The organism is Stenotrophomonas maltophilia (assembly GCF_003970865.1).
In the GTDB taxonomy this organism is placed as follows: domain Bacteria; phylum Pseudomonadota; class Gammaproteobacteria; order Xanthomonadales; family Xanthomonadaceae; genus Stenotrophomonas; species Stenotrophomonas maltophilia_AR.
The window spans coordinates 67,135-85,115 of the sequence record NZ_RXLZ01000012.1 but is presented as its reverse complement, the minus strand read 5'-3'; the positions used below and the strand labels follow the sequence as shown (position 1 = coordinate 85,115).

Sequence of the window (17,981 nt, the reverse complement as noted above, 5' to 3'; positions counted from 1 at the left end):
CTGTAGTCTTGCTCATGCTGTGTTTTATTTTCGTGTCATGGTACCGCGGCGCCCCGAGGTCTGCACGCGTAAGGTCGAAGGCGGGGTGGGTCCGGTGGCAGGGGCCGCTGCAAGTACGTCCATGTAAGCTCGGTCGCCGCATCCATGCGGCTCACGCCCCCGCAACCGGACCCACCCCGCCTTCGACAGTTTTCCGCGATCTGTTGGACATGCCGATGGGGTCGGATCCGTTCTCCGTAGGAAAACGGATCCGACCCCATTTTGATTGTCGATATCTGACAGATGTGTCGACCAAGGTCGACACCCACCAACAGCCGTAGAGATCTGTCAGAGGTGGGGCGGTGTCGGAGTGCGGGGTGTCAGCCGCATGGATGCGGCTGCCAAGCCTACAGGGACGTACTTGCGGCGTCCCCGCACTCCGACACCGCCCCGCCAAACCACGGATAGTCCGCTGTTGCTTCTGCCTTTGCCCATGCTTGAAGGCCTCGGCGGGTGCCGGGCGCCGCCCGGCCGACTTCCGCCACTTGCGGTGGCAGCGACGGCCCACTAGCCTTCGGCCGTCGTTCACCACCCAAGGACCGCCCGTGAAACACCGTCATCTCCTGCTGGCCTCGGCAATCGCCGCCGCCACGCTGGCCCTGGCCGCCTGCAAGAAGGAAGCTGCCCCAGGCACCGATACCGCCAGCAGCAGCGCCCCGGCCGGCGAAACCGCCGACCAGTTCGTGGCCCGCATCAATGCCGAATTCAAGGCCGCCTACCCGGAGATGACCTCGGCGCAGTGGCTGTCCTCCACCTACATCAACAGTGATTCCGAACGCATCGCGGCCAAGGCCAACGAGCGCTCGCTGACCCAGCTCAACAGCTGGATCGAACAGGCCGCCAAGTTCGACGGCAAGCCGATGAGCGAGGACAGCAAGCGCGCGATCCACCTGCTGAAACTGATGTCCTCGATGCCGGCGCCGCGCGACCCGGCCAAGCTGGCCGAGCTGACCCAGATCGCTACCCGCATGGAAGGCAGCTACGGTGCCGGCAAGTACTGCACCGATGCCAACGATCCCAACTCCTGCCGCCAGCTGGGCGAGCTGGAGCAGGTGCTGGCGCGCAGCCGCGATTACGACAAGCAGCTCGATGCCTGGCAGGGCTGGCACAGCACCACCAAGAGCATGCGCGGCGACTACCAGAAGTTCGTCGGCCTGGTGAACGAAGGCGCCAAGGGCATGGGCTTCACCGATGCCGGCCAGATGTGGCGCAGCGGCTACGACATGCCGCCGGAGCAGATCGGCCCGGAAACCGACCGTTTGTGGGAACAGGTCAAGCCGATGTACGAGCAGCTGCACTGCTACGCACGCGGCAAGCTGGACAAGACCTACGGCAAGGACAAGGCCGAAGTGGGCAACGGCCTGATCGCCGCGCACCTGCTGGGCAACATGTGGCAGCAGGACTGGTCCAACCTGTGGGACCAGCTGGAACCGTATCCGGGTGCCGGCAGCCTGGACATCACCGCGGCGCTGGAAAAGCAGTACCAGACCAACCTGAGCGCAGCGCTGGCCAAGGCCGGCAAGGACGCCAACGTGGCCGCCCAGTACAAGGCGCAGCGTGAGGCCGAACTGCGTACCGCCAAGCAGATGACCGAACGCGCGCAGGACTTCTACGTGTCGCTGGGCATGCCGTCGCTGCCGCAGTCCTATTGGGAAAAAACCCAGTTCATCAAGCCTGACGACCGCGACGTGGTCTGCCACGCCAGCGCCTGGGACATGAACATGGAAGGCGACGTGCGCACCAAGATGTGCATCAAGCCGAACGAAGAGAACTTCACCACCATCTACCACGAGCTGGGCCACATCTATTACGACCTGGCCTACAACCCGCTGCCGCCGCTGTTCCAGGGCGGTGCCAACGATGGCTTCCATGAAGCGATCGGCGACACCATCGTGCTGGCAATGACGCCCAAGTACCTCAGCTCGATCGGCCTGGTCGATGCACCGACCGAAAGCCGCGAGGCGGTCATCAACAACCAGATGCGCATGGCGCTGTCGGGCGTGTCGTTCCTGCCGTTCGGGCTGATGATCGACCGCTGGCGCTGGGGCGTGTTCGATGGCTCGATCACTGCCGACAACTACAACAAGGCGTGGTGGGACCTGAAGGCCAAGTACCAGGGCGTGGCTCCGGCCAGCACCCGTGGCGAAGAGTTCTTCGATCCGGGCGCGAAGTACCACGTGCCGGGCAACACCCCGTACACCCGCTACTTCCTGGCGCGCATCCTGCAGTTCCAGTTCTACAAGGGCCTGTGCGACGCGTCCGGCTACAAGGGCCCGCTGCATGAGTGCACCTTCTACGGCAACAAGGAAGCCGGCCAGAAGTACTGGGCGATGCTGAGCAAGGGCGCCAGCCAGCCGTGGCAGGCCACGCTGAAGGAGCTGACCGGTACCGACAAGCTCGATGCCGGCCCGATGATCGAGTACTTCAGCCCGGTCAACGAGTGGCTGAAGCAGCAGAACGAAGGCCAGATGTGCGGCTGGCAGGCCAACGCGGCCGCGGCGGCAAAATGAAAAAAGGGGCGGGTCCGCGAGGATCCGCCCCTTTCTGGTAGTGCCGGCCGCTGGCCGGCAACTGCACGGTGGAAATCCAACGGGCAGCCGGCCAGCGGCCGGCTCTACCGCAACAGCGATCAGCTGTTCTTCTTCGCGGCCATCGCCGCAGCCAGCTCGGCCTTGAACTCCTCGAAGGTCTGGCCCTTCTCCTTGGCTTCGGCCTGTGCGGCATCGCGCAGTGCATCGGAGTACACCAGGCGCACCGGCGTGCCCTTGCGCTCGTGCAGCTCACCGGCCTGCATGATCAGCGCCAGCACCTGCGCAGCGCTCTCGCTGTGGCCCGCGATGCGGCCGTCCATGCCCAGCACCCATTCGCCGTCGCGGCGCACGACACCGGCCAGCAGCGTGCGCTGCGTATCGCGCAGCTCGGCATGCGGCTCCACCGGCGAGGCCTGGGCAGCGGCCTTGTTGGCGGCCTTTTCTTCCTGGCGGCGGCGCTGGTCGCGACGGGTCTTGGAGCTGGTGGACATGGTGCGGTACCGCTGCGAAGGGGGGCGCAAGAATAGCGCACCCCGCCCGCAGCGCTGCTTCACGCGTGCCCGGTCCAGTTCGCTCAGTCCAGCACCTTGCCCTGCCGCCAGTAGCCCATGAAGGTGATCGCGCGGCGGTCCAGCCCGCAATCGCGCACCAGGTGGCGGCGGATTGCCATCACCGCCCCCGCCTCGCCCGCCACCCAGGCATACAGCGGCCCGGCCACGCGGGTATCGGCCTGCTCCCAGAGGATCTGCGTATCAACGTCGATCTCCTCCAGCGCATCGCCGACAGCCACGCCCGAGGCCGCTGCCATCCGCGCCTGCACCGCCTGCAGCAACGGCTGTCCGTAGGCGGCCTGCCCGCGCGGCAGCCAGACCAGCTCGGCGCTGGAAGGCGCCTTCAGGTGCACCGCATCACCGGCCTGCGCCACCTCCAGCAGCGCCAGCGTGCGCGGTGGGTCGACCATGGTCGACAGTTCCTCAAGGATGCCGGCCACCGCCGGCAACGCGGTTTCATCGGCCACCAGCAGCACCTGGCCGACACCGGCAGGTGGCTTCCACTCCCAGCCCTCGCTGCTCCCGGCACAGTCGGCGTCCGGAGCCAGCAGCACAACGCGGTCGCCGGGGCGGGCGTGCATGGCCCAGCGCGAAGCGGGGCCGGTTTCGCCATGGATGACGAAATCAACATCGACCTCGCCCTGCTCGGCGCGCAACTGGCGGATGGTGTAGGTACGCATCGGCGGGCGCTGATCGTCCGGCAGGGCCCGGTAGCGCGGGTACCAGTCTTCACCGCTGGGGACCTGCGGCACGTCCTGGCCGGGCAAGGGGAAGAACACCTTGATCCGTTGGTCCGGGCCTTCGGTCTTCATCCGCGCCACGTCGGCACCGGTGAACACCATGCGGTCCAGGGAAGGGGAAAGAACGCGGCGCTCCTTCAGCGCCACCTCGAACAGGCGGTAGGTCTGCTGCGCAGCCATGGGGGAACCTCATGCAACGACATCGGATTGGCTGGCTGTCGTGCATCCACGCACCGGCTGGCTGGAATGCCCAGCCTAGTCCGGTCGTCCCCTGTCGCAAGCATTGCGGGCATCGCGGCCCGCCCTACCCCTGCGCGCTGCTCAATGGCCCGTGCAGGCCGCCTGCGCCGCGCGTTCACGCTGGTGTTCCCAGTACCAGAACACGAAGCCGGCGCCGAAGAACGCGGCCTGGCCCAGTGCCAGGTGCAGCGGGCTGGCGCTCAGCAGCGGCGACACCACGCCAGCCACCACGGTGCTGATCATCAGCTGCACGAAGGCCTGCAGCGACGAGGCCAGGCCGCGCTGGTGCGGGTACATGTCCAGCACCGCCAGCGCCAGGATCGGGAAGATCAGTGCCATGCCCATGCCGCCCAGGAAGATCGGCAGCACTGCCCACGGCAGCACGAACTGCGGCGACAGCGCCACGTAGCCGACGTTCAACAGCACCGACAGCGCGCACAGGCCGAAACCAATGGACACCTGGCGGGTGGGCGTGGTGTGCCCGGCCATGCGCCCGGACAGGAACGAGCCGGTGGTCATGCCGCCGATGGTGGGGATGAACAACCAGGCGAAACCACCCTCGCCCAGATGCAGGTGCTGCATCACGAACACCGGCGCCGAGGAGATGTACAGGAAGATGCCACCGAAGCCGATGCTGCCGGCCAGCGCCAGGCGCAGGAAGCGCGGGTTGAAGCCGATCCGCACGTAGTCACGCATCAACGTGCGCGGCGACAACGGCACGCGCGCTTCAACCGGATGGGTCTCGGGCAGGTAGCGTGCAGTGGCCGCCAGCAGGACCAGCCCGAACACCACCAGGAACCAGAAGATCAGCGGCCAGCCGGCACCACTGAGCAGGATCCAGCCACCGATGATCGGCGCGATGGCCGGGGCGATGCCGAACAGCATCGACACCTGGCTCATCAGGCGCTGCGCGTCGTGGCCGTGGTACAGGTCGCGGATCACCGCGCGGCCGACGATCATGCCGACACCCGCCGACAGGCCCTGCAGCGCACGGAACGCCAGCAGCGTGGTCAGGTCGGTGGACAGCGCGCAGCCGACCGAAGCGCCGACGAACACCACCAGGCCACCGAGGATCACCCACTTGCGACCCCAGGCATCGGACAGCGGGCCGTGCGCCAGGCTCATCAGGCCGTAGAACAGCAGGTACACGCTGATGGTCTGCTGCACCGCCACCTCGTCCACCGCCAGGCGCTGGGCCAGCTGCGGGAAGGCCGGGAAGATGGTGTCGATCGAGAACGGGCCGAACATGGCCAGGCCGGCGAGCAGCAGGGCCATGCGGCGGGTGGAAGGAGCAACAGCGGCGGTCATGGGGAAGGCGTCCGGCAGGGCCATGCGCGGCACGCACGGCGGGCGCCGGTCCCCTTCTGCAGGGACAGCGCCAGATGAATTCGGGTATCCGCCCATCATAGGTGGGGATTGCGCCCGATGCCATGCAGCGGTGCACAAAACGCACGGCCGGGCCATCGGCCATTCAGGCGCGGCGACCCTGCCTGGAGGCGGCCGGCGGGCCCGCAACGGGCTATAATCAGCGGGCAACACGGTGGGAGAAGCGGAACACCGCTGCCGAAGGCGCAACGCCCGTAATCGCTCAGGCCCGATACCACCCGTAACAGAACTCTGGAGAGACCGGTTCGATCCGGCGCCGAAGGGGCACGAAGCTGCGGTCCGCCGCGCTTTTAAACTCTCAGGCAAAAGGACAGAGGGGCGCCCCGCAGACCGCCGACCGGCGGCTTGTGCCCGTGCGTGTGCCCTTTCCTGACGGATCCTTCGCCATGTCCCAGAACACCCCTTCCCTGCGTGAGCTCGAGCACCACAATGCGTTCGTCGAGCGCCACATCGGCCCCAACGACGCCGAGATCGCGCAGATGCTCGATGTCGTCGGCCACGCGTCGCTGGATGGCATGACCGATGCCATCGTACCGGCCAAGATCAAGTCGCCGGCGCCGCTGGCGCTGCCGGAGTCGATGACCGAAGTACAGGCACTGGCGAAGATCCGTGCGATCGCCGACAAGAACACCGTGCTGCGCAGCTTCATCGGCCAGGGCTACTACGGCACCCACACGCCGAACGTGATCCTGCGCAACATCCTGGAAAACCCGGCCTGGTACACCGCCTACACCCCGTACCAGGCGGAAATCTCGCAGGGCCGCATGGAAGCGCTGATCAACTTCCAGACCCTGTGCGCCGACCTCACCGGCATGGAAATCGCCAACGCCTCGCTGCTGGACGAAGCCACCGCCGCCGCCGAAGCGATGACCCTGGCCAAGCGTTCGGCCAAGTCGAAGTCGGACACCTTCTTCGTGCACGACGCCGTGCACCCGCAGACCCTGGAGCTGCTGCGCACCCGCGCCGAGCCGATGGGTATCGTGCTGCGCGTCGGCACCCCGGCCGAAGCGCTGGAAGCGGAGGCCTTCGGCCTGCTGCTGCAGTACCCGGACACCTTTGGCCAGGTGGGCGACTACAAGGCGCTGGTCGATGCCGTGCACGCACGCGGCGGCCTGGTGGCCGTGGCCACCGACCTGCTGGCCCTGACCCTGCTGGCCGCCCCCGGCGAATGGGGTGCGGACATCGTGGTCGGCAACAGCCAGCGTTTCGGCGTGCCGTTCGGTTTCGGCGGCCCGCATGCTGCATTCATGGCCTGCCGTGATGCCTACAAGCGCTCGATGCCGGGCCGCCTGATCGGCGTCTCGATCGATGCCCAGGGCAACCCGGCCTACCGCCTGACCCTGCAGACCCGCGAGCAGCACATCCGCCGCGAGAAGGCCACCTCCAATATCTGTACCGCGCAGGTCCTGCTGGCGGTGATGGCCTCGATGTATGCCGTTTACCACGGCCCGGACGGCCTGACCCGCATCGCCCGCCGCACCCATCGCCTGGCCTCGATCCTGGCCGCCGCGCTGCGCAACGCGGGCGTGCAGGTCGGTGGTGACTTCTTCGACACCCTGCACGTCACCGGCGTGCATGCCGATGAAATTCATGCCAAGGCACGCGCCGCCGGTTACAACCTGCGCGCGATCGACAGCGACTCGGTCGGCATCAGCCTGGACGAGACCACCACCCGCGCCGACATCGTCGCCGTGGCTGCGGTGTTCGGTGCCTCGCTGGACGTCGACGCGATGGATGCCAGCACCGCCGACGCGTTGCCGGCCGGCCTGCTGCGCCAGTCCGCGTTCCTGACCCACCCGGTGTTCAACACCCACCACAGCGAGCACGAACTGCTGCGCTACCTGCGTTCGCTGGCCGACAAGGACCTGGCGATGGACCGCACGATGATCCCGCTGGGTTCGTGCACCATGAAGCTCAACGCCACCGCCGAGATGATCCCGGTGACCTGGCCGGAGTTCTCGCAGATCCACCCGCTGGTGCCGGCCGACCAGGCGCTGGGCTACAAGGAACTGATCGATACGCTGGAAGCGATGCTGGTCGAATGCACCGGCTACGACGCAGTCAGCCTGCAGCCGAACTCCGGTGCGCAGGGCGAGTACGCCGGCCTGCTGGCGATCCGCGCCTACCACCGCTCGCGCGGTGAGGAACATCGCGATATCTGCCTGATTCCGGACTCGGCGCACGGCACCAACCCGGCCTCGGCACAGATGTGCGGCATGAAGGTGGTGGTGACCAAGACCGATGCCAACGGCAACGTCGACGTCGAGGACATCCGCCTCAACGCCGAGAAATACAGCGACCGCCTGGCCGCGATCATGATGACCTACCCGTCCACGCACGGCGTGTTCGAGGAAGAGGTGGTGGAGATCTGCGAGATCATCCACAAGCACGGCGGCCAGGTGTACACCGACGGTGCCAACATGAACGCCCTGGTCGGCGTGGCCAAGCCGGGCAAGTGGGGTTCGGACGTTTCGCACCTGAACCTGCACAAGACCTTCTGCATCCCGCACGGCGGTGGTGGCCCGGGCGTTGGCCCGTGCGCGGTCAAGGAGCACCTGGCGCCGTTCCTGCCGGGCAAGCTGGGTGACAACGGCCCGGTCGGCATGGTCAGCGCGGCCAGCTTCGGCAGCGCCTCGATCCTGCCGATCAGCTGGATGTACATCGCGATGATGGGCCACGATGGCCTGCGCAAGGCCACCCAGGTCGCGCAGCTCAACGCCAACTACATCGCCAAGCGCCTGGCCCCGCACTTCAAGACCCTGTACACCGGCCGCAACGGCCTGGTGGCACACGAGTGCATCCTGGACGTGCGCCCGCTGGAGAAGACCAGCGGCATCGGCGCCGAGGACGTGGCCAAGCGCCTGATCGACTTCGGCTTCCACGCCCCGACCCTGAGCTTCCCGGTAGCCGGCACGCTGATGGTCGAACCGACCGAGAGCGAATCGCTGCACGAGCTGGACCGCTTCATCGACGCGATGATCCAGATCCGCGAAGAGATCACCGCGATCGAAGACGGCCGCCTGGACCGCGAAGACAACCCGCTGAAGAACGCGCCGCACACCGCCACCGCGGTGACCGCCAGCGAATGGACCCACGCCTACCCGCGTGAACTGGCCGCCTTCCCGCTGCCCAGCCTGAAGCTGCAGAAGTACTGGCCGCCGGTGGCACGCGTGGACAACGTGTACGGCGACAAGAACGTGATGTGCGCCTGCATCCCGGTCGATGCCTACAAGGATGATGAAGTCGAGGCGTAATCCTTCGACCCATCGGAAATGAAAACGGCCCGCGCAAGCGGGCCGTTTTCGTTTCCATCCACGCATGGCGTGGATCTACTACCTGCCACGGCGAAACCGGGCCGTTTGGGTTTCCAGCCACGCGTGGCGCATTCTCCGGTAGATCCACGCCATGCGTGGATGCCTTGCCATCACGGGTCCGGCATCTGCCCCAGGCTCAGCTGCCACGACACGCCGAAGCGGTCCTGCACCCAGCCGTAGCGGTTGCTGAAGTCATAGTCGCCCACCGGCATCAACCAGTGGCCGCCCTCGCCCAGCACGCGCGCGGCACGCTCGAACTGTTCGGCGCCGGAGCACTCCACGAACAGCGAGATCGACGGCGAGAAGGTGAAATCGTGCACGTCCAGGCTGTCGAAGCACAGGTAGTGGGTACCACCGAGCAGGAAAATGGCCTGGCGGACCTGCCCGGGCACGCCGGCACCGGCGCCGTCCGGATGGCGCTGCATTGCCAGCAGGCGGAAATCGGCGAAGGCCTCGGCGTACAGGGCCAGGGCGGCCTCGGCCTGGCCGGTGAACATCAGGAAGGGGCGACTGCGCAGCATGCGGTACTCCTGGTCAACGGGCCGCTGACGGCCCACACGATCAGGATGGCACGGCGGATGTATGCCTTCTGTAGAGCCGAGCCCATGCTCGGCTGGCGGCCGCGCGAACAGCAGCCGACCGTAGGGTCGGCTCTACAGAATTAGGCCTCGCGCATGCGCCGCGCGATGGCGCTGCCAGCGGCGATCGTGGCGGTCAGCGCCACCATCGACAGGAACTGCAGGCGGGTGTGCGACTCGCTCAACAGCAGGCCGAAGATCAGTGCCAGGATCGCCAGCGCGCAGCAGGTCAGCCACGGGAAGCCGGCCATGCGGAACGGCAGCCGGGTACCCAGGCGATCCGCGCGGCGGCGCAGCACCAGCTGCGACACCAGCGACAGCGTCCACACCAGCAGGCAGGTGGAACCGACGATGTTCAGCAGCACCGGCAGCACCCGGTCCGGGAACAGCAGCTCCATCACCGTGGCGGCGAAACCGAACAGCACGCTGGCCAGCACGGCGATCACCGGCACCTGGCGAGGATCGGTCCAGCCCAGCACGGCCGGCGCTTCACGACGCTGCGCCAACGAGTACATCATGCGCGAGGCGCCGTAGAGGTTGGCATTGAGCGCCGACAGCAGCGCGATCACCGCGATCAGGGTGATGGCGGTGCCGGCGCCGGGAATGCGGGCCATATCCAGCACGGCGGCAAACGGGGACTTCAGCGCCTCGCTGGTCCACGGCACCACCGCGATGATCACGCTCAGCGAGCCGATGTAGAACACCAGGATACGCCACGCCACAGTGCGGATGGCACGGGCGATGCTGCGCTCCGGGTCTTCGGTCTCGGCCGCCGCAACGGCCACGATCTCGGTGCCACCGAAGGCAAAAACGACAACCAGCAATGCGGCGCCAATACCGGCCAGGCCCTTCGGTGCGAAGCCACCATGTTCGGTGAAGTTGCTCAGGCCCGGCGAGGTCACCTGCGGCAGCCAGCCCATCAGCAGTGCCACGCCGATGGCGATGAAGGCCAGGATCGCCACCACCTTGAGGATGGCGAACCAGAATTCGAACTCACCGAAGTTCTTCACCCCGAGCAGGTTGATCGCGGTGAAGAACAGCATGAACGCCAGCGCTGCCATCGGTACCGGCACCGAAGGCCAGACCGTGGCCAGCAGCCCGGCCGCGCCTACCGCCTCGGCGGCGATCACGATCACCAGCTGCACCCACCACAACCAGCCCACGGTGGCGCCGGCGGTGGCGCCCATGGCGTCGGCCGCATACACCGAAAACGCGCCGCTGGTCGGTTTGGCCGCCGCCATCTCGCCCAGTGCGTTCATCACGATGATCACCAGCGCACCAGCGACCAGATACGACACCAGAACCGCCGGACCAGCCGCCTGCACACCCACGCCCGAGCCGAGGAACAGGCCGGCGCCGATGGCGCTGCCCAGGCCCATCATGATCAGCTGGCGGGGCTTGAGCGAATGTCCGAGGCGGGACGGCGAAGCGGTCGGAATCGAGTTGGGCATCGGCAGGGCTGGCGGCGGGCTACAGGGGCGACACCTTACCCTGTCCCATGCCCGCGGGGATAGGCACAGCGCAGCAGGCCGCTCAGGCCAGTGCTGGCTCGCCGACACTGCCGCCGATGCGGGCGCGGTAGGCACGCGGCGAGAAACCGGTTTCAGCCTTGAACTTGCGGGTAAAGGCGCTCTGGTCGCTGAAACCGCAGGCCTGGCCGATGCAGGCGATGCTGTCGTCGCCATGCAGCAGGTGCATGGCCATCTGGATCCGCAGCCGCGTCAGCACCTGCTGCGGGGTCATCTGGAACACCTTGCGGAAACTGCGCTCCAGCTTGGACAGCGAGAAGCCGGTGATGTCCAGAAGGGTCTGCATGCGCACGTTCTCGGCGTAGTGCGCATTGAGGTGGGCCAGGGCCAGCCGGAGCTGCTCATACTGGGTGCCCAGGCTGTCCTTCTGGCCAAGGTCGCGGGAAATGCCGATCAGGCCCTCGATGGACCCATCGACCACCAGCGGACGCTTGCAGGTCAGGCACCAGCCCGGTTCGCGGTTGGCGAACAGGTGCAGCTCCATCAGGTTCTCGATCACCTCGCCGGACAGCACGCGGGCATCCTGGTCGACATAGTCCGCACTGAGGCCGGTCGGGTAGATTTCAGCCGCCGTGCGCCCGATCACGTCCTTGCGCGCGCGCAGGCCCAGCCGCCGCAACATGGTCTGGTTGACGTGGGTGTAACGCCCCTGAAGGTCCTTGATGAAGAACAGCACATCCGGGATGGCGTCGAACAGGGCTTCGATGTCGGCGGGCTCGACTCGCATGCCACAAGCATAGCCGAGGCCCCTTGCCGGTGCGATCACCCTTGCGGGACTTGCGCTTAACGCCGCCAGGACCACCGTGGGGGCCAGCCCCCACCGGAGAACCGGCCATGCCCCGCGGTGACAAGTCCGCCTATACCGAAAAGCAGAAGCGCCAGGCCGAGCACATCGAGGACAGCGAGCGCGAGCGCGGTGCCAGCGAAAGCACTGCCGAACGCATTGCCTGGGCCACCGTGAACAAGCAGGATGGCGGCGGCAAGCGCAGCGGCAGTGGGCGCAAGGCGGCGAAGAAGGCACCAGCGAAGAAGGCCGCCAGCAAGGGCGCTGTGAAGAAAACAGCGGCGAAGACGGCGCCGGCCACGAAAAAGGCGGTAAAGAAAACGGTGGTCAAGAAGACCAGCACCGCCGCCTCACATAGTGCTGCCGCGAAGAAGGCAGCGAAGACCCGTGCGGCGAAGAAGACCGTGCGCAAGGTGGCGGCGAAGAAGGCGGCACGTACGCGCGCGCGCGGCTGAGACCATCGATCAGGGCGACAGCGTCCTCATCCACGAGGCGACTTCGGCTGCAGCTGCGTCGGCACGCGCCTGCAGCAGCAGATGTGGGCCCTCCAACGACACATGCCGGGCATCGGGCAACAGGGCCTGCAGCTCGGCCACACTGGGCGGCCACAGCAGGCGGTCCTGCCGGGCATGCAGGCATAGCGTCGGCAACACGAGGTCCGGCAGCAGTGCACGAACGTCCACCTGCAGTGTCGCCGCAGCACGTTGGCGCAGGGTTGCAGCCGGCACCTGCGTGATTGCCAGGCCCAGCTCGCGCAGGTTCGTGCGCGTCCGCCACTGCCCAAGCAGCAACCGGGCCATCAATGCGAGTGGCGGCAGCGGCCACGCCGGAGCCAACATCCGTGCGCTCGCCGCAGGCAGCGGCACCGGCCGCCGTGCGAAGGTCGTACTCAGTACCAACCCGCGCAATCCAGACGGCCCGGCCACCGCCAGCTCGATGGCCAGTGGCCCGGCGAACGATTCGGCCAGCAGCACAAAAGGAGATGCCGGAAGCTGCGGGCGCAGGATCGACGCCAACGCGGTGTAGTCCTGCGGCCCTCGCGCGGGCATCGGCAGCACCTGGATCTGGATGCCCCGCGCCTGCATCGCCTCCACGAAGTGTGCCGACAGCAGGCCGGTGCCATCCAGGCCTGGCAGCATCACGACCGGCGGCATCACGACCGGCGGCATCACGGCATTCATCACATCGATCACCCTTCAGGTCTCTTCGCACGGCTCCCTGCCTGCAGCTTCACTCATTGGCTCGGCCCAAGGAAGTGCACGGCAGCGCACGCGGCGCTACGCTGATGGTCCCGACGGAACGGACAAAGCGGCATGCGCAAGCCACACTGGCTCAGCTGGACCGGCATTGCCATATGCACACTCTATCTCGCGCTGACCGCCTGGCTGGTGCTCGATGCCCAGGCCCATAGCGATCCCAAGAGCGCCTACATCCTCATGCAGCTGCCGGTGATGCTGCAGACCGCAGCACTCGACGTCATCGGCATGGGTGGATGGCTTTCCGGAAAGACCTGGACGACCGTCTACCTTCTGGTGATGCCCCCGACCCTGGCCATGCTGTATGTCGTGGGGGCCATGCTCGGCAGTGTCCTTGAACAATGATGGCGGTGTGTCCGCCTGTCTGAGCAGGCTATGGAAATACGGCCGCCCAAGGCGGCCGCATTCCTGTCGCGGGGTCAGCAGCCTGCTCAGGCTGCGCGACGCGGCACAACCGAAGCCGCTGCGCCTTCCACCCTGAACACCGACACCGACGTGGTCAGTGCATGCGCCTGTTCTTCCAGCGCGCGGCTGGCCGCGGTAGCTTCTTCCACCAGCGCGGCGTTCTGCTGGGTCACCTGGTCCATCTGCACCACCACCTGGTTGACCTGTTCGATGCCGGCGGCCTGTTCCTTGCTGGCTGCGGCGATGTCGCTCATCAGCAGGGTGGTGCGCGAGCTGGCCTGGGCCACGCGCGCGATCGCGGCTTCCGACTCAACGGTCACCGCCAGGCCACTCTTCACCTTGGCGGCAGCGTCTTCGATCAGTTCCTTGATCTCCTTGGCAGCGACACCGGCACGTTGCGCGAGCGTGCGTACTTCGCTGGCGACCACGGCAAAGCCACGGCCCTGCTCGCCTGCACGCGCGGCTTCCACTGCAGCATTCAGCGCCAGGATGTTGGTCTGGAACGCGATGCCGTCGATCACCGTGGAGATTTCCGAGATGCGTGCCGAGGACTGATCGATCTCACCCATCACCGACGCCATCTGTGCCATCGCCTGCTCGGTCTCGCGCACGGCTGCACCGGCCGCATGCGCTTCACTGTCGGCCTGGCGCGCCAGCTCGGCGTTCTGGCGCACGGTGGAGGTCAGCTCCTCCATCGATGCAGCCGCTTCTTCCAGATTGGCGGCCTGCTGCTCGGTGCGGCGCGACAGGTCGTTGTTGCCGGCGGCCAGTTCCTGCGCCGCGTTGTTGATGCTGTCGGCGGCCACCTGGATGCCCCGCACGATGCCGGTCAGCTGCGCGGTGGTGGTGTTGGCGTCGTCGCGCATACGGGCGAACACGCCGTCGTACTCGCCATCCATGCGTGCGGTCAGGTCGCCGTGCGAGATTGCACGCAGCACATCGGAGACATCGGCGATGCTGGCCTGCGAACTGGCCATCATGCCGTTGAGGTGCTCGACCATCGCCTTGAACTGGTACTGGAACGCAGCGGCATCGCCACGCATGCTGAAATCGCCGGCGCGAGCGGCGCGGGCCAGTTCATCAATCTGCGCATTGATCGCCATCAGGCTCTGCTTCACCGCGGCCAGGGTGCGGGTCAGCGTGCCCTTCTCGCCCGGGAAGTCCGGCAGGTCACGGCTGAGATCACCGATGGCGTAGCGCTGCATCACCTCGGCCATCAGCAGTTCCACCTGCACGTGCGATTCGACCAGACTGTTGGTGGCCTGCACCATGCGGCCGAAGTCACCGGGGAACGCGGTGACGTCCATGCGATAGCGGATCGCGCCCGCCTCATGCTGCTCTGCCATCTGCAGCTGTGCGCCGATCGCCGCCTGCACGCTCTGCCGCACGCTGGCCATGGCTTCACCCAGCTGGGTCAGTTCGTCACGGCCGCCGAGGCGGAATTCCTGGTCCAGCTGTCCCTTGGACAGGCGTTCGGCCAGGTTCACCGCGCGGGCCAGCGGACCGGTCAGGCTGCGGCCGATCATCACCGAGGCGCCGATGCCCACCAGCAGCGCAACGCCGCCCAGCACCAGCAGCTGCAGCAGGCTGCGCTCGCCCAGGCGGATCGCCTCAGTGGCCGCATCGCGGCTTTCCTTCTCTTCGAAGTCCACGCCATCGGACAGCGCCTTGTTCCAGCCATTGGCCGCTTCCTGCACCGGGCCCAGGGTCAGCGCCACGGCGCCCGGGTAGTCGCCCTGCTCCATCAGTTCGCTGGTCTGCTTGTTGAGCGGGCGCGCGATGGCTCGCTTGGCCGCAATGGTTTCGGCAATGGCTTTGCCGTCGACGTCGCTGGGCAGTGCCTGGTAGGCGGTCCAGCTGGCCTCATAGCGTTTGACCAGGTCGGCGATGCGCTGCTCGTCGCTGCCGCGGTCTTCGCCCTGGCGGATCAGCATTTCGCGGCGCACGACCATCATCTGGTTGTTGGCATCGAGCATCTGCGACAGCAGGCGCACCTTGGCCACGCTGACGTCGACCACCTGCTGCATCGCGCTCTTCTGCACGACGCTGGCGGTGGCGCCGGTGGCCACCACGGCGGCAACCAGCAGCAGCAACAGGCCAAAGCCCAGCCCAAGACGCCAGGCAACCCTGACGTTCCTCAAGTAGTTCATGGGGGTATCCAAAACGGGGGGATGCGCCCTTATCGGCGGCCTGGCAGGCAATCTTGATCGCCGCCCATCGGCGGCGTCGGCCACCGTTCACCTTGGTGAGCACTGACCTGCCTATGCCTGCACACGGGAATTGGCTGCGGTGGCCACGACTGCTCATGCGGGCGTCAGATCCCTTTCACGGCGGCTCGGCGCCGGCTGCGGGCAAGGTGGTGGCGTACCTGCTGGAGATCCCAATGCCCTCATCTGTGTCCCGATCCACCCTGCTCGCAATCTCGCTGTTGGCGTCGCCGGCCTTCGCGCAGGCGCCGCCGCCCAACCTGCCCGCGCCCATTGCCGAAACGACCGGACCGGACACTGCGCCACGCTCCGCCCTGCACGCCCAGGTGCTGCTGGATCGCGCGAATTTCTCCCCTGGCCAGATCGATGGCGAAGTGGGCAGCAACCAGCGACGCGCGGTGTCGGGCTTCCAGGCGGCGCATGGGCTGAGCGCGACCGGTGAACTGGATGACACTACCTGGAAGGCCCTGCAGGCCGATACGATCACGCCGCTGGCCGGCTACACGCTGACTGCTGAGGATGTTGCCGGTCCGTTCCAGGCCACACCGAAGGGACCCGCCGCCCAGGCCAAGCTCAAGTCGCTGGGCTTCAGCAGCGTGGAAGAAGCCCTGGGCGAGCGCTTCCATGCTTCCCCAGAGCTGATGAAGGTGCTCAATCCCGGCGTGGATCTGGCCAAGGCTGGCAGCCGCATCCAGGTGCCCAACATCGCACCGGCGGCATTGCCGAAGGCGGCGAAGATCGTGGTCGACAAATCCGACTCCACCCTGCAGTTGCTGGATGCGCAGGGCAAGCTGATCGCGCAGGTGCCAGTGTCATCCGGCAGCCAGCACGACCCGTTGCCGATCGGCGAATGGAAGATCCTGGGCGTTTACCGCGACCCGCCGTTCCACTACAACCCGAAGCTGTTCTGGGATGCCCGCAAGGGCGAAAAGAAAGCCACGCTGCCGCCAGGTCCGAACAATCCGGTCGGGCGGGTCTGGATCGATCTGTCCAAGCCGCATTACGGTCTGCACGGCACGCCCGAACCCGGCCACGTGGGCAAGACCGAATCGCACGGCTGCGTACGCATGACCAACTGGGACGCGCTGCGCGTGGCCGACGCCGTGGATACCACGGTACCCGTGGTGATGCAGGAGTGAGCCGATGCGTCTTTCGCAGCTGATCGTACTGGGCGTTCTGCTGGGACTGGGTGCAGGTTGGTGGCTGCACCGTGATGTGGGTGAGCCGGTGACCGCTGCGCCGGTGCAGGGGCCGGAAGTGTCGCGCGCAGTTGCCCCACCCGCCCCCGCCGCCGCGCATTCGACCGTGCAGGCTGCGGATGCACCGCCCGGCCTGCTGCTGCCGGTGCAGGGCATCCAGGCCTCCCAGCTGCGCGATACCTTCACCGATGCACGCAGCCAGGGCCGCGTGCACGATGCCATCGACATCATGGCCGATGCCGGTACGCCGGTACTCGCGGTGGCCGATGGCACGGTGGAGAAACTGTTCGACAGCGAGCGCGGCGGCTTCACGATCTACCAGTTCGAGCCCAGTGGACGCTGGTGCTACTACTACGCGCATCTGCAGCGCTATGCCGATGGCCTGGCCGAGAAACAGGTGATCAAGCGCGGGGAGGTGATCGGCTACGTGGGCAGCACCGGCAACGCCAGTGCCGACGCGCCGCACCTGCATTTTGAAGTGCACGTGCTGGGCCCGGGAAAACAGTGGTGGAAGGGAGAATCGATCAATCCCTATCCCCTGCTGAAGTCGGCGGCGCTGATGCCCGGCGCTGCCAGCGCCGCAAAGTGATGGTGAACGCCGCCAAGGCAGCACCCGGAATCAGCAGGAACAACGCCGCCACCTTCCAGAAGAAGAACGGCCATAGCCAGAGGTAATCCAGATCGGTCAGCTTCAGCAGATCCAGCGGTGGCTGCAGCTCGATGTCTGCCGCGTGCCCCACCAGCGCCGGGTCCACCTCCAGTACGGTTACCCGCAGCCATGAGCGTCCGCGTGGCAATGCGTCGCCGCGGCCATAGCCGAAGTAGGACGCCATGAGGCCGCTGGATTCAACCGATGCCAGCCTGCGATTGATGCTCTGCCCGGCCACTCCCGAACGCTCCCCTGCACGGAAGTCTCCATGATCGGTGGGAGTTTCGATGCGCAGCAGCACCTCGGGGTCAGCCTCTGTACCGTCTGCGGCATAGCGCAGGCGCAGCCGCAGTTGGTCATCGATGAGGCGGTAGACGGTGATCTGGGCGGTTGCGCCAGGAGTCAGCACCAACGGCACCGTCTGCGTGCGCGAAGCCAGGGTATTGGCAGCCGCACCCAGCACCAGTACCACGCAGGCGATGCCCCACAGGCTCCAGAACACCCACAGGGTGATCCGTATCACCGTCGTGCCCTTCACGCTGACATCCTGGTCATCGCGTCGCTTCCCCGCTG

At 66.8% G+C, this 17,981-nt stretch carries 15 protein-coding genes and 1 riboswitch; of the genes, 6 read left to right on the top strand and 9 right to left on the bottom strand.

Annotation, left to right across the window (positions count from 1 at the left end; all coding sequences use genetic code 11):
* Nucleotides 1–584: 584 nt before the first annotated feature.
* On the top strand, nucleotides 585–2,549 hold the full coding sequence (locus EKL94_RS06130; protein ID WP_126928405.1) for a M2 family metallopeptidase: 1,965 nt from the start codon (nucleotides 585–587) through the stop codon (nucleotides 2,547–2,549).
* 119 nt (nucleotides 2,550–2,668) lie between these two features.
* Here the strand turns inward: EKL94_RS06130 and EKL94_RS06125 are convergent, their stop codons facing one another.
* From EKL94_RS06125 to EKL94_RS06115, 3 genes are all read right to left on the bottom strand, one after another.
* The gene (locus EKL94_RS06125) at nucleotides 2,669–3,061 is read right to left on the bottom strand and encodes a hypothetical protein (RefSeq protein WP_126928404.1); all 393 of its coding nucleotides are present in this window, start codon (nucleotides 3,059–3,061) and stop codon (nucleotides 2,669–2,671) included.
* 83 nt (nucleotides 3,062–3,144) lie between these two features.
* Nucleotides 3,145–4,041 (bottom strand): siderophore-interacting protein, encoded by an 897-nt coding sequence (locus EKL94_RS06120; RefSeq protein WP_126928403.1) that lies wholly within the window; start codon nucleotides 4,039–4,041, stop codon nucleotides 3,145–3,147.
* A 141-nt stretch (nucleotides 4,042–4,182) separates the two neighbouring features.
* Entirely contained in the window at nucleotides 4,183–5,409 is a 1,227-nt protein-coding gene (locus EKL94_RS06115) for a multidrug effflux MFS transporter (protein WP_126928402.1), read from the bottom strand.
* 299 nt (nucleotides 5,410–5,708) lie between these two features.
* Nucleotides 5,709–5,811, top strand: a riboswitch (glycine riboswitch).
* Nucleotides 5,812–5,873: 62 nt separating this feature from the next.
* Here EKL94_RS06115 and gcvP point away from each other — a divergent pair.
* Nucleotides 5,874–8,741 carry an aminomethyl-transferring glycine dehydrogenase gene (gene gcvP / locus EKL94_RS06110; RefSeq protein WP_126928401.1) on the top strand — a complete coding sequence of 956 codons (2,868 nt, stop codon included), beginning with the start codon at nucleotides 5,874–5,876 and terminating at the stop codon, nucleotides 8,739–8,741.
* Between the two features lie 170 nt (nucleotides 8,742–8,911).
* Here the strand turns inward: gcvP and EKL94_RS06105 are convergent, their stop codons facing one another.
* The 3 genes from EKL94_RS06105 to EKL94_RS06095 form a co-directional block, all read right to left on the bottom strand.
* Nucleotides 8,912–9,322, bottom strand: a complete 411-nt coding sequence (locus tag EKL94_RS06105) for a VOC family protein (protein ID WP_005410627.1) — start codon at nucleotides 9,320–9,322, stop codon at nucleotides 8,912–8,914.
* 140 nt (nucleotides 9,323–9,462) lie between these two features.
* Nucleotides 9,463–10,830, bottom strand: a complete 1,368-nt coding sequence (locus tag EKL94_RS06100) for an amino acid permease (protein WP_126928400.1) — start codon at nucleotides 10,828–10,830, stop codon at nucleotides 9,463–9,465.
* Between the two features lie 82 nt (nucleotides 10,831–10,912).
* Nucleotides 10,913–11,635 (bottom strand): AraC family transcriptional regulator, encoded by a 723-nt coding sequence (locus EKL94_RS06095; RefSeq protein WP_126928399.1) that lies wholly within the window; start codon nucleotides 11,633–11,635, stop codon nucleotides 10,913–10,915.
* Nucleotides 11,636–11,742: 107 nt separating this feature from the next.
* On the opposite strand from EKL94_RS06095, the gene EKL94_RS06090 reads away from it, so the two are divergent.
* On the top strand, nucleotides 11,743–12,147 hold the full coding sequence (locus EKL94_RS06090; RefSeq protein ID WP_126928398.1) for a hypothetical protein: 405 nt from the start codon (nucleotides 11,743–11,745) through the stop codon (nucleotides 12,145–12,147).
* Between the two features lie 9 nt (nucleotides 12,148–12,156).
* On the opposite strand, the gene EKL94_RS06085 is transcribed toward EKL94_RS06090, so the two are convergent.
* Nucleotides 12,157–12,873 carry an alpha/beta fold hydrolase gene (locus EKL94_RS06085; protein ID WP_126928397.1) on the bottom strand — a complete coding sequence of 239 codons (717 nt, stop codon included), beginning with the start codon at nucleotides 12,871–12,873 and terminating at the stop codon, nucleotides 12,157–12,159.
* A 132-nt stretch (nucleotides 12,874–13,005) separates the two neighbouring features.
* Here EKL94_RS06085 and EKL94_RS06080 point away from each other — a divergent pair, with 132 nt between their 5' ends.
* Nucleotides 13,006–13,293, top strand: a complete 288-nt coding sequence (locus tag EKL94_RS06080; RefSeq protein ID WP_126928396.1) for a hypothetical protein — start codon at nucleotides 13,006–13,008, stop codon at nucleotides 13,291–13,293.
* A gap of 86 nt (nucleotides 13,294–13,379) precedes the next feature.
* Here EKL94_RS06080 and EKL94_RS06075 read toward each other — a convergent pair whose 3' ends face one another.
* Nucleotides 13,380–15,503 carry a methyl-accepting chemotaxis protein gene (locus tag EKL94_RS06075; protein WP_126928395.1) on the bottom strand — a complete coding sequence of 708 codons (2,124 nt, stop codon included), beginning with the start codon at nucleotides 15,501–15,503 and terminating at the stop codon, nucleotides 13,380–13,382.
* A 233-nt stretch (nucleotides 15,504–15,736) separates the two neighbouring features.
* Here EKL94_RS06075 and EKL94_RS06070 point away from each other — a divergent pair, with 233 nt between their 5' ends.
* Together EKL94_RS06070 and EKL94_RS06065 are read left to right on the top strand one after the other, a co-directional pair.
* On the top strand, nucleotides 15,737–16,699 hold the full coding sequence (locus tag EKL94_RS06070) for a L,D-transpeptidase family protein (RefSeq protein WP_126928394.1): 963 nt from the start codon (nucleotides 15,737–15,739) through the stop codon (nucleotides 16,697–16,699).
* A gap of 4 nt (nucleotides 16,700–16,703) precedes the next feature.
* Nucleotides 16,704–17,348 (top strand): M23 family metallopeptidase, encoded by a 645-nt coding sequence (locus EKL94_RS06065; RefSeq protein ID WP_126928393.1) that lies wholly within the window; start codon nucleotides 16,704–16,706, stop codon nucleotides 17,346–17,348.
* Here the strand turns inward: EKL94_RS06065 and EKL94_RS06060 are convergent.
* Nucleotides 17,284–17,946, bottom strand: a complete 663-nt coding sequence (locus tag EKL94_RS06060) for a hypothetical protein (RefSeq protein WP_126928392.1) — start codon at nucleotides 17,944–17,946, stop codon at nucleotides 17,284–17,286. The two genes, EKL94_RS06065 and EKL94_RS06060, sit on opposite strands and share 65 nt — an antisense overlap.
* Nucleotides 17,947–17,981: the final 35 nt, after the last annotated feature.

Excerpts from the sequence above, each read along its gene's own strand:
- EKL94_RS06090 (WP_126928398.1), top strand. The coding sequence starts at position 11,743 with ATGCCCCGCGGTGACAAGTCCGCCTATACCGAAAAGCAGAAGCGCCAG.
- EKL94_RS06075 (WP_126928395.1), bottom strand. The coding sequence starts at position 15,503 with ATGAACTACTTGAGGAACGTCAGGGTTGCCTGGCGTCTTGGGCTGGGC.
- EKL94_RS06080 (WP_126928396.1), top strand. The coding sequence starts at position 13,006 with ATGCGCAAGCCACACTGGCTCAGCTGGACCGGCATTGCCATATGCACA.
- EKL94_RS06120 (WP_126928403.1), bottom strand. The coding sequence starts at position 4,041 with ATGGCTGCGCAGCAGACCTACCGCCTGTTCGAGGTGGCGCTGAAGGAG.
- EKL94_RS06105 (WP_005410627.1), bottom strand. The coding sequence starts at position 9,322 with ATGCTGCGCAGTCGCCCCTTCCTGATGTTCACCGGCCAGGCCGAGGCC.
- EKL94_RS06065 (WP_126928393.1), top strand. The coding sequence starts at position 16,704 with ATGCGTCTTTCGCAGCTGATCGTACTGGGCGTTCTGCTGGGACTGGGT.
- EKL94_RS06115 (WP_126928402.1), bottom strand. The coding sequence starts at position 5,409 with ATGACCGCCGCTGTTGCTCCTTCCACCCGCCGCATGGCCCTGCTGCTC.
- EKL94_RS06095 (WP_126928399.1), bottom strand. The coding sequence starts at position 11,635 with ATGCGAGTCGAGCCCGCCGACATCGAAGCCCTGTTCGACGCCATCCCG.
- EKL94_RS06070 (WP_126928394.1), top strand. The coding sequence starts at position 15,737 with ATGCCCTCATCTGTGTCCCGATCCACCCTGCTCGCAATCTCGCTGTTG.
- gcvP (WP_126928401.1), top strand. The coding sequence starts at position 5,874 with ATGTCCCAGAACACCCCTTCCCTGCGTGAGCTCGAGCACCACAATGCG.
- EKL94_RS06125 (WP_126928404.1), bottom strand. The coding sequence starts at position 3,061 with ATGTCCACCAGCTCCAAGACCCGTCGCGACCAGCGCCGCCGCCAGGAA.
- EKL94_RS06085 (WP_126928397.1), bottom strand. The coding sequence starts at position 12,873 with ATGAATGCCGTGATGCCGCCGGTCGTGATGCCGCCGGTCGTGATGCTG.
- EKL94_RS06100 (WP_126928400.1), bottom strand. The coding sequence starts at position 10,830 with ATGCCCAACTCGATTCCGACCGCTTCGCCGTCCCGCCTCGGACATTCG.